At 70.8% G+C, this 13,661-nt stretch carries 11 protein-coding genes; 8 read left to right on the plus strand and 3 right to left on the minus strand.

Annotated features, from left to right (window positions below; genetic code table 11):
- Nucleotides 1-369: 369 nt before the first annotated feature.
- Complete coding sequence (locus ACZ7L6_RS43215; protein WP_403332010.1) at nt 370-819, minus strand: metallopeptidase family protein; 450 nt, start codon at nt 817-819, stop codon at nt 370-372.
- Between the two features lie 344 nt (nt 820-1,163).
- On the opposite strand from ACZ7L6_RS43215, the gene ACZ7L6_RS43220 reads away from it, so the two are divergent.
- The 7 genes from ACZ7L6_RS43220 (at nt 1,164) to ACZ7L6_RS43250 (ending at nt 8,968) form a co-directional block, all read left to right on the plus strand.
- Nucleotides 1,164-1,541 carry a DUF3499 domain-containing protein gene (locus ACZ7L6_RS43220; RefSeq protein WP_426540973.1) on the plus strand — a complete coding sequence of 126 codons (378 nt, stop codon included), beginning with the start codon at nt 1,164-1,166 and terminating at the stop codon, nt 1,539-1,541.
- Between the two features lie 157 nt (nt 1,542-1,698).
- Complete coding sequence (locus tag ACZ7L6_RS43225; protein WP_471934022.1) at nt 1,699-3,315, plus strand: L-lactate permease; 1,617 nt, start codon at nt 1,699-1,701, stop codon at nt 3,313-3,315.
- A 113-nt stretch (nt 3,316-3,428) separates the two neighbouring features.
- Nucleotides 3,429-4,793, plus strand: a complete 1,365-nt coding sequence (locus ACZ7L6_RS43230; protein ID WP_471934008.1) for a phosphomannomutase/phosphoglucomutase — start codon at nt 3,429-3,431, stop codon at nt 4,791-4,793.
- A gap of 175 nt (nt 4,794-4,968) precedes the next feature.
- Nucleotides 4,969-5,139 carry a Trm112 family protein gene (locus tag ACZ7L6_RS43235; RefSeq protein ID WP_020940431.1) on the plus strand — a complete coding sequence of 57 codons (171 nt, stop codon included), beginning with the start codon at nt 4,969-4,971 and terminating at the stop codon, nt 5,137-5,139.
- 149 nt (nt 5,140-5,288) lie between these two features.
- Nucleotides 5,289-6,416 (plus strand): SIS domain-containing protein, encoded by a 1,128-nt coding sequence (locus ACZ7L6_RS43240; protein ID WP_471934010.1) that lies wholly within the window; start codon nt 5,289-5,291, stop codon nt 6,414-6,416.
- Nucleotides 6,417-6,638: 222 nt separating this feature from the next.
- The gene (gene manA / locus ACZ7L6_RS43245) at nt 6,639-7,790 is read left to right on the plus strand and encodes a mannose-6-phosphate isomerase, class I (RefSeq protein WP_471934012.1); all 1,152 of its coding nucleotides are present in this window, start codon (nt 6,639-6,641) and stop codon (nt 7,788-7,790) included.
- 197 nt (nt 7,791-7,987) lie between these two features.
- Nucleotides 7,988-8,968, plus strand: coding sequence for a cation diffusion facilitator family transporter (locus tag ACZ7L6_RS43250; RefSeq protein ID WP_471934014.1), 981 nt, complete (start codon nt 7,988-7,990; stop codon nt 8,966-8,968).
- 109 nt (nt 8,969-9,077) lie between these two features.
- Here ACZ7L6_RS43250 and lepB read toward each other — a convergent pair whose 3' ends face one another.
- Together lepB and ACZ7L6_RS43260 are read right to left on the minus strand one after the other, a co-directional pair.
- On the minus strand, nt 9,078-9,767 hold the full coding sequence (gene lepB, locus ACZ7L6_RS43255; RefSeq protein ID WP_471934016.1) for a signal peptidase I: 690 nt from the start codon (nt 9,765-9,767) through the stop codon (nt 9,078-9,080).
- 117 nt (nt 9,768-9,884) lie between these two features.
- Complete coding sequence (locus ACZ7L6_RS43260) at nt 9,885-11,975, minus strand: fructose-specific PTS transporter subunit EIIC (protein ID WP_471934018.1); 2,091 nt, start codon at nt 11,973-11,975, stop codon at nt 9,885-9,887.
- Nucleotides 11,976-12,480: 505 nt separating this feature from the next.
- Here ACZ7L6_RS43260 and ahcY point away from each other — a divergent pair.
- Nucleotides 12,481-13,661, plus strand: a 1,181-nt coding sequence (gene ahcY / locus ACZ7L6_RS43265; protein WP_471934020.1) for an adenosylhomocysteinase, incomplete at its 3' end; no start/stop codon positions are given.

Here is a 13,661-nt window from a genome sequence, read left to right on the forward strand (position 1 = left end):
GTCCGTCCTCGGACCGGCGGTTGGACTTAGGCCGGGAGGTGCTGCGTGTTGACGCCGGCCACTGCGGGCGGACACCCCCCGGCACGTCCCCTTCCCGCCGTGGGCGACTGCGGGTGCGTGGGGGTACGCGCCATCGTCGCGTGGCCGCAGCAGCGTGCCTAGCCGTGGGCCGTCCCCGACCCCGCCGCAGCCTGCGCAGCTGCGGTCGTCATGCCGACGTAGCTGCGGGCAGTCGTGCCGCTGGGGCGGCTCCCGACCCACAGAGGCGGCACCCCGTCGCGCCGGGCTGCGCACCCGCCCCCGGCCAGCCCCCCACGCCGGGCAACCCTCAAGCCGACGGCACACAGGCGCTCGGCGCAGCCGACGCCGTCAGTCCTCGCCGTACCGCGGATCCACCGTCTCCGGCGTCAGCCCCAGCAGCTCGGCCACCTGTTCCACGACCACCTCGTGGACCAGGGCGGCTCGCTCGTCCCGCCCCTTGGTGCGGATCTCCACAGGGCGGCGGTAGATGACCACTCGCGCGGGCCGCCCCTCCCGGGCAGGGATGGTGCCGCCGAGAGGAACCGCCTCGTCGTTCCACGTGCGGCCGGGACCGTCCAGGCGAGGCACCTCGAGGACCAGGAAATCGATGTCGGCGAGCTGCGGCCAGCGGCGTTCGAGGCGTTCCACCGAGTCCTGCACCAGGTCGGCGAAGGCGTCGGCGCGGCTCGCGGCGAGCGGGACCTGGGGTGGTGCGATCGGGCCGCGCATGCCCCTCCCGTGGCGATCACGGCGGCGGGGCCCGGGGCCGGCGGCGCGGGGCGGTACGGGGGTGTCCATCACTGATGAAGCGTAATCCTCCAGGCCGGTGCCTGTCCGATCTGTACGGGGTGGCCGGGGTGGTGTCCGGCCACCCCGTACGGCATGTCGGAACATGACCATTCCAGCCAAGGTTGGGCTCGATTCCGTATCTCTCCGAGACCGTCGATGTCGCGGTGAATGATGGGATTTGTGGCGAGTGGTGAACGGATTTGGGATGGCTCGGGATCTTGGCGTGCGGCTTCCGTGCAGGTCAGTGAGGTGGGGCGAGAGAGGTGTGTGGGGTGTTTCACAGCACGACACGGGGGAGTGACCTGGGGGAGAGTCGTCGCGGCCCGCTCAAGAGTGCGGTACCGTCCAACGTCGTGAGCCCTGTACGTCGCTGTTCGCGCACCGCTTGCGGCCGTCCCGCCGTCGCGACGCTGACGTACGTCTACGCCGACTCGACCGCGGTCCTCGGCCCGCTCGCCACCTACGCCGAACCCCACTGCTACGACCTGTGCGCCGAGCACTCGGAGCGCCTCACCGCCCCTCGCGGGTGGGAGGTCGTGCGGTTGCTGGACGGCTCCGCTCCGGCCCGCCCCAGCGGGGATGACCTGGAAGCGCTTGCCAACGCCGTGCGTGAGGCGGCCCGTCCGCAGGAGCGGGCGGCCGAGGCCGGCGGGGGCGGAGGCCGTGGCGCGGACCCGATGGAGGTCGCGCGGCGTGGGCACCTGCGGGTCCTGCGGTCGCCCGACAGCTGACCGTCGGTTTTCTCCATCTGTGCGGGTGTGGTGTTTCCCGTGTGCTCGTTTCGTTGAGTGATGCACGGGCATTGACGTGCAGTTGGCGCGGACACGACCATTCCGTATGCCGGAACGAGAAATCGCTTTCCGTATGGCGGAATCCGGGGAGGCGCCCGTGTACGTCCAGGAACTGGAACCCGTCGCCGGCTCGCTCGGGTTGTCGGCGCTCGTGGCGGCGCTGCCGCTCGTGATCGTCCTCGTCCTGCTGGGTGGGGTCCGGATGAAGGCTCACCTGGCGGGGCTCAGCGGGCTTCTGGCAGCCGTCCTGGTCGCCTGGCTCGCGTACGGCATGCCGCTCGGTCAGACGCTCTCCAGTGCCGCCCAGGGGGCCGTCTTCGGGCTCTTCCCCATCCTGTGGATCGTCGTCAACGCCCTGTGGGTGTACCGGATGACCGTTCGGACGCGCCATTTCGACATCCTGCGGCGGTCGTTCGGGCGGCTGTCCGACGATCCGCGCATCCAGGCGCTTGTCGTCGCCTTCTGTTTCGGCGCCTTGCTGGAGGCCCTCGCCGGGTTCGGGGCGCCTGTCGCGATCTGTTCGGTCATGCTGGTGGCGCTCGGGTTCGAGCCGGTGCGCGCGGCGGTCGTCGCGCTGGTCGCCAACACCGCGCCCGTTGCCTTCGGCGCGATGGGGACGCCGGTGGTGACGCTGGCTCAGGTCACCGGGCTGCCGCTCGACGACGTGGCTTCCGTGGTGGGGCGTCAGACGCCCTTGCTGGCCCTGGTCGTGCCGCTCGTGCTCGTCGGGCTCGTGGACGGCCGGCGCGGGCTGCGGGAGACCTGGGTGCCCGCAATGGCCTGCGGAGTCGCGTTCGCCGTCGCCCAGTTCGCCGCCTCCAACTACGTCTCCGCGCAACTCGCCGACATCGGCGCCGCCTTGGCCGGTGCGGGCGCCCTGGTCGCCGTACCGCACGCGCGCGTGCCCGCCGACGAGGCGGTGCGGGCCTCCGTGCTCACGGGCGCGCGGAGCGAGGAGTTGGACGAGGCCGATCCGCGGCAGGAGGTCGTGCGGGCTTATGCGCCGTACGCGCTGATTGTGATGATCTTCTCCGTCGCGCAGATCCCGGCGGTCAAGGACTGGCTGGCCGAGGCGACCCAGACGTACGACTGGCCTTTCCTGAACGTCGCGAGCCCGGACGGGGAGCCGGTCGGCGGCAATGTCTTCAGCTGGCCGATCGTATCCACCGGCGGCACGCTCGTGCTGCTCGCCGGGGTGTGCAGTGCGGTCGTCCTCGGGGTGCACGCGCGCGTGGCCGTCAAGGAATGGGCGGCGACCGTGCACGAGTTGAGGTTCGCCATCCTCACCGTGACGTCCGTGCTGGCGCTCGCGTACGTCATGAACCTCTCCGGGCAGGCCGCCACGATCGGTCACTTCGTGGCGGCGGCCGGCGCCGGACTGGCCTTCCTGTCGCCGGTGCTGGGCTGGTTCGGGGTGGCCGTGTCCGGGTCGGACACCTCGGCCAACGCGCTGTTCGGCGCGTTGCAGGTGACGGCGGCGCGGGAGTCGGGGCTGTCGCCGGAACTCCTGGCCGCCGCCAACAGTTCAGGTGGTGTGCTCGGCAAGATGATCTCGCCGCAGAACCTCACCATCGCGTGCGCGGCAGTCGGGCTCGCGGGCCGGGAAGGGGACCTGCTGCGGCGGGTGCTGCCATGGAGTCTGGGCCTGCTGCTGGTGATGTGCCTGATCGTGGTCGGACAGAGTTCACCGGTGCTGGGCTGGATGCTGCCCTGACGTCCGCGCTGACCTGAGGTTACGGCTCGGAGTCCAGTCAGTGGGCGCAGGGCGCACTGTCAGTGAGGGCGGGTAGTTTGTGGTGACCGACAGGACTTTCAGGAGGGTTGGCCGTGGCTGCTGATCTGTCACAGCTCGTGAAGGCGTACGACGTGCGCGGGGTCGTCCCGGACCAGTGGGACGAGCCCCTGGCCGAGCTCTTCGGGGCCGCCTTCGTGCAGGTGACCGGCGCGAGCGCGATCGTGATCGGGCACGACATGCGCCCCTCGTCGCCCGGCCTGTCCCGCGCCTTCGCGCGCGGAGCCGCGGCCCAGGGCGTCGACGTCACCGAGATCGGCCTGTGCTCCACCGACCAGCTGTACTACGCCTCGGGCGCGCTGAACCTGCCGGGCGCGATGTTCACGGCCTCGCACAACCCGGCCCAGTACAACGGCATCAAGATGTGCCGTGCGGGCGCGGCCCCCGTCGGCCAGGACACCGGCCTCGCCGAGGTCCGGGAACTGGTCGAGGGCTGGACCGAGTCGGGCGCCCCGGCACCGGCCGCGCAGACCGGCACGATCACGCAGCGGGACACGCTGGAGGACTACGCGGCATACCTCCGCTCCCTCGTCGACCTGACCTCCATCCGCCCCCTGAAGGTCGTCGTCGACGCGGGCAACGGCATGGGCGGCCACACGGTCCCCACGGTCTTCGCAGGCCTGCCCCTGACCCTCGTCCCGATGTACTTCGAGCTGGACGGCACGTTCCCGAACCACGAGGCGAACCCGCTGGACCCGGCGAACATCGTCGATCTCCAGAAGCGGGTCCGCGAAGAGTCCGCCGACCTCGGCATCGCCTTCGACGGCGACGCCGACCGCTGCTTCGTCGTCGACGAGCACGGCGCCCCGGTCTCCCCGTCCGCCATCACCGCCCTGGTGGCCTCCCGCGAGCTCGCCAAGCACGGCGGCAAGGGCACGATCATCCACAACCTGATCACGTCCTGGTCGGTCCCGGAGGTCGTCAGGGAGAACGGCGGCACCCCCGTCCGCACCCGCGTCGGCCACTCCTTCATCAAGGCCGAGATGGCCAGGACCGGCGCCATCTTCGGCGGCGAGCACTCGGCCCACTACTACTTCAAGGACTTCTGGAACGCCGACACGGGCATGCTGGCCGCCCTGCACGTCCTGGCGGCCCTCGGCGGCCAGGAAGGCCCCCTCTCCGGCCTCGTCGCCCAGTACGACCGCTACACCGGCTCCGGCGAGATCAACTCCACGGTCGCCGACCAGGCGGGCCGCCTGGCCGCCATCAAGTCCACCTACGAGGGACAGGAGGGCGTGCAACTCGACGAGCTCGACGGCCTCACCGTCACGGCAGCCGACTGGTGGTTCAACGTCCGCCCGTCCAACACGGAGCCGCTGCTTCGCCTGAACGCGGAGGCACGCGACGAGGCGACGATGGCGAAGGTGCGGGACGAGGTGCTGGGGATCATCAGGGGCTGAGCCCCTTGGCGGGGTGGAAGGGGCGGAGCCCCTTCAGGACGGGACGGGTAGGGGCGGCGGGGGCGAACCACCCCCCGGCCCAACCCCGGCACCCCGCCCCCACCGGCGGTACGCTGACCAGGCACATCCGCACACACGCACGTACCACCCACACCCACCCCCGAAGGGACCCCTCATGCCGCTGGAAGCCGGCCTCCTGGAGATCCTCGCCTGCCCGGCCTGCCACGCCCCGCTCAAGGAGCAGGACGCCGAGCTGATCTGCACCGGTCAGGACTGCGGCCTGGCGTACCCCGTCCGCGACGGCATCCCCGTCCTGCTGGTCGACGAGGCCCGCCGCCCGGCGTAACGCGCCCCTCACGGTCACCCGCACAAAGAGGACCGGTCACCGCCGTACGGCCTCCAACACAACCCGCGACCGAGCACACCTGAGCCACACACTCACGCAGGACACCCGCCCCGCCCCAAAGACGACCCGGCGATCGGAGGCTCCCGCCCATGCTCGACGAATCGCTGCTGGACACGCCGGACGCGCTCGCCGAGGCCGACCAGCGTGCCCTGCTCCGCGGCGCGGCCGAAGCCGGCGCCCGCGTCCGCACCGCCGCCCGGCACGCCGCCGAGGCCGGCGTCCACGACCTCAAACCCGACGGCCGCCCCCGCGCCGTACTCATCGCCGGTCCCGGCGCTGCCGCCATCTGTGTCGCCGACCTCCTCGGCACCCTCGCCGGCCCCGGCAGCCCCGTCACCCGACTGGCCCCCAGCGGCGTCGCCCCCGCCGCGGGCGCCCTGCGCTGGGAACTGCCCGGCTGGGCCGGCTCGGTCGACCTGCTGCTGATCGCCACCCCCGACGGCACCGAGCCGTCCCTCTCGCTCCTCGCCGAGCAGGCCTACCGCCGCGGCGTCTCGGTCGTCGCCGTGGCCCCCGCCGACTCCCCGATCAAGGACGTGGTGCACGGCGCCCACGGCCTGTTCGTCCCCATGGCGACCGCCCCGTACGAGCAGGACGAACCCCTCGCCGCGTCCGCTCCCGGCGTCCTGTGGGCGCTGCTCACCCCCCTCCTCGCGCTCCTGGACCGCACAGGCGTACTCACCGCCCCGCCCGACGCCCTCGAGAAGGTCGCCGACCGCCTCGACCACATCGCCGAGCGCTGCGGCCCCGCCATCGCGACCTACAGCAACCCCGCCAAGACCCTGGCCGCCGAACTCGCCGACGCGCTCCCGGTGATCTGGACCGAGGGCATCTCCGCCGGCCCGGCCGGCCGCCGTTTCGCCGCCGCGCTCGCCGAACTCTCCGGCCACCCCGCCCTGGTCGCGGAACTGCCCGAGGCGCTCGCCTCGCACAGCGCCCTGCTGGCCGGCCCGCTGGCCGCCGGCGCCAACCCCGACGACTTCTTCCGCGACCGCGTGGAGGAGCCACCCGCCCTGCACGCGCGCGTGGTGCTGCTGCGCGACCGCCCGATCAGCAGCCTCACCGCCGCCCCCGCAGCCCGCGACCTGGCCCTCAGCCACGACACGCCGATCAGCGAGCTGGAGCCGGAGCCGGGCGGCGAACTGGAGACCCTCGCGGAACTGATCGCCATCACGGATTTCGCCGCCGTTTACCTGGCGCTCGCCTCGACAGCCTGATCTGTCCCAGGACGCCCTGACAGCCGTACGCGACAGGAACCTGCAGCCGTACACAAGACGAACCGCGCCCTACTCGAAGAGAACGACGCCCTACTCGAAGAGAACGAGACGCCCTACTCGCACGGAAGCCGCGTCCAGGACCCGGGTAACCCGCGTCCAGAACCGGGTCAGACCCCGCGTCCAGCACCGCGTCGCCCACACAGAGAGCAGACAGAGAGCCTCATGGACCGCCTCGACAACACCATCCGCCCCTACGCCTGGGGTTCCACCACCGCGATCCCGAAGCTCCTCGGCGTCGAGCCGACCGGCGAGCCGCAGGCGGAGATGTGGATGGGCGCACACCCGGGCGCACCCTCGCGCACCGGGCGGGGCACGCTCGCCGAGGTCATCGAGGCGGACCCGGAGCGCGAACTGGGCGCCCCGGCCGTGGCGAAGTTCGGCCCCCGCCTGCCCTTCCTGCTCAAGATCCTCGCCGCGGGCGCCCCGCTCTCCCTCCAGGTGCACCCCAACCTGGAGCAGGCGAAGGAGGGTTACGAGGACGAGGAGCGCCGGGGCATCCCGATCGACGCATCGCACCGCAACTACAAGGACGCCAACCACAAGCCCGAACTCATCTGCGCCCTCACCGAGTTCGACGGCCTGTGCGGCTTCCGGGACCCCGTCCGGGCAGCCGACCTGCTGGACGGCCTCGGCGTCGACTCCCTCAAGCCGTACGTCGACCTGCTGCACGCGCACCCCGAGGAGGCGGCGCTCCGTGAGGTCCTCACTGCCCTCCTCACCGCCGACCCGGACGAGATGTCCCACACCGTCACCGAGGCCGCGGCCGCCTGCTCCCGCCTCGGCGGCGACTACGCCCCGTACGCCGACATCGCCCACCACTTCCCGGGCGACCCCGGCGTCATCGCCGCCATGCTCCTCAACCGCGTCCGCCTGCAGCCCGGCGAGGCCCTGTTCCTCGGCGCCGGAGTCCCGCACGCCTACCTCGACGGCCTCGGCGTCGAGATCATGGCCAACTCCGACAACGTCCTGCGCTGCGGCCTGACCCCCAAGCACGTCGACGTCCCCGAACTCCTGCGCGTCGTCCGCTTCGAGCCGAGCGATCCGGGCGTGCTGCGCCCGGAGGCCTCCCCGGACGGCGAGGAGGTCTACGAGACCCCGATCGACGAGTTCCGGCTGTCCCGGTACGTCCTCCCGGAGGGCACCATCGCGCACGACCTCACGCGCGCGACCCCGCAGATCCTGCTCTGCACCGCGGGTTCCGTCCGCGCCGGGGAGCACGAGCTGACGCCCGGCAAGTCCGTCTTCGTACCGGCGGGCGAAAAGGCCGAAGTGTCCGGTGCCGGTACGGTCTTCCGGGCCACGGTCGTCGCCTGACCGAGGGCATCCGACGACCCGGCGCGCCGTTGTCGGACCGGGCTGCAACAATGGCCCACCGGCAAAGGACGGGCAAAGCCGATCGGGGGCAGCGCGCTTCCTCGGCGACGCCTTTACGGCGCACCCGGCGTACGCACGAAGGCTCTGAGGGCTCCGAAGGCTCTGAAGGCTCCGAAGGTGAAGGGACAACGCGACACATGAGCGCGTCAGGCGGTACCAAAGCGATCGTGGCGGCACTCGCCGCCAACCTCGCGATCGCGGCATCGAAGTTCGTGGCGTTCGCGTTCAGCGGTTCGTCGTCGATGCTCGCCGAGGGCGTGCACTCGCTCGCCGACTCGGGCAACCAGGCCCTGCTGCTGGTCGGCGGCAAGAAGGCCCAGCGCGAGGCGACCCCGCAACACCCCTTCGGCTACGGCCGCGAGCGCTACATCTACGCCTTCCTCGTCTCGATCATCCTGTTCTCCGTCGGCGGCATGTTCGCCCTCTACGAGGGCTACGAGAAGATCAAGCACCCGCACGAGATCGAGCACTGGTACTGGCCCGTCGGCGTCCTCGTCTTCGCGATCATCGCCGAGGCCTTCTCCTTCCGTACGGCCATCAAGGAGTCCAACGTCCTGCGGGGCAAGAAGTCCTGGAAGGAGTTCGTCCGCCACGCCAAGGCCCCAGAGCTGCCCGTCGTCCTCCTGGAGGACCTCGGTGCGCTCGTCGGTCTGATCCTGGCCCTGGGCGGCGTCGGCCTGGCCCTGCTCACCGGCGACGGCGTCTGGGACGGCATCGGCACCATCTGCATCGGCATCCTGCTCGTCCTGATCGCGGTCGTCCTCGCCATCGAGACCAAGTCGCTGCTGCTCGGCGAGGCCGCGGGCGTCGAGGACGTCCAGAAGATCGAGGCCGCCGTCGTCGACGGCGACACGGTCACCCGCATCATCCACATGCGCACGCTCCACCTCGGCCCCGAGGAGCTCCTGATCGCCGCCAAGATCGCCGTCCAGCACGACGACACGGCCGCCGAGGTCGCCTCCGCCATCGACGCCGCCGAGGCCCGCATCCGCGAGGCCGTCCCGATCGCCCGCGTGATCTACCTCGAGCCCGACATCTACAGCGAGGCCGAGGCAGCCAAGGGCGCCGACCGCGAGGCGACGCCCGGCGGACCGGCACCGAGCGGCGCCGGGCACTGACGTCCCGTATCGGAACTCCGTCAGCACTTCCCGTACAGGACTTCCCGTACGGCAAGGGGCCCGCCGAGCAGCTCGGCGGGCCCCTTGGGCTTGGTCTGCGGCCGTCTCCTCAGACCTGCACCACCCACGGCGGCGGAGGCGGCATCGCGGCTGCCCGCGCTTTCCGCCGTACGACCACGGCGGCGATCCCCAGACCGAGGGCGACCAGCACCAGCAGCACCCCGAGCATCATCGCCGTCCCGAGAACCGCCGGCACGGTGTAGTCCTCGATCACGCGCCCTCGAATCGCGGACTCCGGAAGCGTCCCACCCTGGTCGTCGAGGAAGGCCCGCGAGTCACGGGCGTTCGCGCGGTGATCGCCCATCATGAACAGCCGCCCCTCGGGCACCCGCACGTCATAGGACGACATGGTGAACCCACGGCTGGCCTCCGGGTTCTTCAGATACGGCTCCTGCAGCGGCTCTCCGTTCACGGAGACGCGCGTGTCCGCGCCCTCTCCCGTGCAGCACGTCACGCGGTCGCCGCCCACGCCGATGACCGGCTCCATCACCAGGTCCTCGAAGCCGTACCGGTCCGGCGCCGAGAACACCACGACGTCCCCGCGCCGCACCTCGCTCCCGTCGATCCGCTCGAAGACGACGCGGTCGCCCGGACCGTACGTCGGCGTCATGCTCTCGCTCGACACGACCGAGCCACCGAAGGCGTGCCGCGCGTAGGCGAGACCGCCCAGCCCCGACAACAGCCCCACCAGCCCCACCACAACGGCTGCGATCGCCAGCCCCCGCCCCTTGCCGGACATTGCGTTCCTCTCCCTGCGGCCCATCCGCGGGCGCAGAGCCTAGCGACTCTCTTTGACCGGGCCGCCGCCCGCCGTGCGGGCCCGCGCCCGACCTCCGGACGCGGGCCCGGCCGCGCGCTACCCCACCTCGCCCAGCACACCGAGGACGGCCGACTCGTCCGGCGCGGCCAGCAGCCGCTCCCGGAACCCCGCGTCCGTCAACTTCCGCGACAGCAGCGCCAGAATCCGCAGATGCTCGTCGCCCGCGGCCGCCTCCGGTACGGCGATCATGAACACCAGCCTCGCCTTCGTACCGTCCAGCGAGCCCCACTCGACGCCCTCCGCGGACCGTGCGAAACCGACGACCGGCGCGGTGACCGCATCCGTCTTGGCATGCGGAATCGCGATCTCCTCACCGAGCCCGGTCGTTCCCTGCGCCTCCCGCCGCAGAGCGGTCGCCACCAGCTCGTCCACGTCCGCGACCTTCCCGCTGCGCGCCAGCAACTCGGCCATCTCCCGGATCGCGGACTCCTTGTCCGCCGCACCGAGTTCGACCTTCACGGTCTGCCGGGTGAGGTAGCCGGAGAGGACCTCGGCCGGAGCTCCGCCTGCCACAGCCGTGTCGACCGCCTCCGACTCGTGTACGACCCGCTGCGCCACGACGGCCCCGGCGGTACCCGTCCCTTCGCCGACGGCACCAGCCTCAGGCACACCGGCGCCCGCCCCGACCAGCGCGAGCTCGGGCCCGGCCGCACCCGCAGCGGCGACCGCCTCCCCACCCCGCTTGCGCTCGCTGAGGTCGACCAGCGCCACGGTGGTCAGCGCGGTGACGACCGAGCCGATCACCACGGCCACGAAGAACATCGGTACGCCGCTCACCGCCCCCAGCACGGCCACGATCGGTCCGCCGTGCGGCACCGCGTCCTCGACTCCGGCGACGCCGGCGATCGCACCGGCCACCGCGCCGCCCAGCATGTTGGCGGGGATGACCTGCGCGGGCCGCGCAGCGGCGAACGGGATCGCACCCTCGGAGATGCCGAAACAGCCCATGAACAGCGAGGCGAGGCCGGTCTCCCGCTCCTGCTCGGTGTACAGCCGCTTCCGTATCAGCGTGGCCAGGCCCTGACCCAGCGGCATGACCGGGATCGCGGCCGCGCACATGCCCATGACCGCCTGGTTGCCGGTCGCGATGAGCCCGGCGCCGAACAGGAACGCCGTCTTGTTGACCGGCCCGCCCATGTCGAACGCGATCATGAGCCCGAGAATCGTGCCGAGCAGGATCGCGCTCGTGCCGGTCATCCCGCTGAGCCAGTCGGTCAGGTGCTCGAACACCCAGGAGATCGGCTTGCCGATGACGTAGACGAAGAACAGGCCGAGCGCCGTCGTCGCCACGATCGGGATCACGATGATCGGCATGATCGGCTGCACGAACTTCGGGACCTTGACCTTCTTGATCCACAGCACCAGGTACCCGGCGAGGAACCCGGTCACGATCGCCCCGATGAACCCGGCGCCCGCCTTGGAGTCGTACAGCTCACCGGTGTTGGCGATCCAGCCACCGATCATGCCCGGTACGAGCGCGGGGCGGTCACCGATGGCGTACGCGATGTACCCGGACAGGATCGGCACCATCAGCGTGAAGCCGATGACGCCGATGTTGTTCACGTCCATCCAGAAGGAGTCCTTCGGGATGACCAGACCGCCCGACGGGTCGGTGTGCCCGCCGAGCGACAGCGAGATCGCGATCAGCAGCCCGCCGACCACGACGAACGGGATCATGTAACTGACCCCGTTCATCAGCGCCTTGTACCCGACGCTCCGCTCCTTGCCGCCGGCCGCGGGGCGCGTTGGGGTGCCCCCTGCCGTGTGCACGGGAGCCGACAGCACCTGCTCGATCAGCCGCTCGGGGTGGTGGATGCCCTCCGCCACCCCGACCGTGAGGACCCGCTTGCCGGCGAAACGGCTCAGGTCCACGTCCTTGTCCGCGGCGACGATGACGCCGTCCGCGGTGTTGACATCGTTGTCATCGAGGACGTTTTCAGCCCCGATGGATCCCTGGGTCTCCACCTTCATGTCGATACCGCGGCTCTCGGCGGCCTGCGCGAGCTTCTCCGCCGCCATGTACGTGTGCGCGATGCCGGTGGGGCACGCGGTCACCGCGAGCAGCTTCAACCGCTTGCGCTCACCGTCGCCGCTGCCCGTGGAGGAAGGGCCGGCCTGACTGGTCACATCGATCTCCTAACGCCTTTGTCATGCGGAAGCGCCGTCCCGGACGCCCCGCAAGATCGATCGGTTGTTCAGATCTCCGGGGCATCCTGCACCACCGCGCCAAAGGCTCAAAGGCCCAAAGCTCCCTCATCGTCCCGGTCTGCCGCCTCCTGTGCGCCGTTCGTTGGTGTCCTGTTATCGCTCCCGCACTCGACCGTCACCTGACCCGCCGTCGACCCGGAGGGGGCCTCGATCCTTCACCCCGTACGACCGCCGTGATGGCGCGATCTGTTCGGAGGCGGACTGGGGACGGCCGGGCATCCCGGTGTAGCTTGGGACAGAGCCAGACGTCGCTGCTGATGGCGGTCGGGCGGTCCCGACACGGACCGACCGAGGGAGAGAGGGCCTCCGACGGACTGCGCTGCGCGCACGCGGGCATGCCTGTGTCCTCTTCGGGCACCCCTGTGTCCGCCGCCGCGCAGACCAGCCGTACCCACCCTCGACCCAACCCGAGGAGCAGCTCGTAATGACGACTGTCGAGAACCGACAGGACTTCAAGGTCGCCGACCTGTCCCTGGCCGAGTTCGGCCGCAAGGAGATCACCCTCGCCGAGCATGAGATGCCCGGTCTGATGGCGATCCGCAGGGAGTACGCCGAGGCGCAGCCGCTGGCCGGCGCCCGCATCACCGGCTCCCTGCACATGACCGTGCAGACCGCCGTCCTGATCGAGACCCTGGCCGCCCTGGGCGCCGAGGTCCGCTGGGCGTCCTGCAACATCTTCTCCACCCAGGACCACGCGGCCGCCGCGATCGCTGTTGGCCCGGACGGCACGCCGGACAACCCGCAGGGCATCCCGGTCTTCGCCTGGAAGGGCGAGACGCTGGAGGAGTACTGGTGGTGCACGGAGCAGGCGCTGACCTGGCCGGACACCCCCACCGGCGGCCCGAACATGATCCTGGACGACGGCGGTGACGCCACCCTCCTCGTCCACAAGGGCGTCGAGTACGAGGAGGACGGCAAGGTCCCGGACGTCGACACCGCCGAGTCCGACGAGCACCGCGTCATCCTCGAGCTCCTGCACCGCACCATCACGGATGGCTCGCAGAAGTGGACCCAGCTGGCCTCCGAGATCCGTGGCGTGACGGAGGAGACCACGACCGGCGTCCACCGGCTGTACGAGATGCAGCGCGACGGCACGCTGTTGTTCCCGGCGATCAATGTCAATGACGCGGTGACGAAGTCGAAGTTCGACAACAAGTACGGCTGCCGTCACTCCCTGATCGACGGGATCAACCGTGCCACCGACGTTCTGATCGGCGGCAAGACCGCGGTCGTGTGCGGTTACGGCGATGTGGGCAAGGGCTGTGCGGAGTCGCTGCGCGGTCAGGGTGCGCGGGTGATCGTCACGGAGATCGACCCGATCTGCGCGCTGCAGGCGGCGATGGACGGCTACCAGGTCACGACCCTGGACGAGGTGGTCGACACGGCCGACATCTTCATCACCACGACGGGCAACAAGGACATCATCATGGCCTCGGACATGGCCCGGATGAAGCATCAGGCGATCGTCGGGAACATCGGCCACTTCGACAACGAGATCGACATGGCGGGTCTGGCGAGGGTGCCGGGCATCGTCAAGGACGAGGTCAAGCCGCAGGTCCACACCTGGACGTTCCCCGACGGCAAGGTGATCATCGTGCTGTCGGA

Source organism: Streptomyces sp. NPDC107522, from assembly GCF_055657525.1.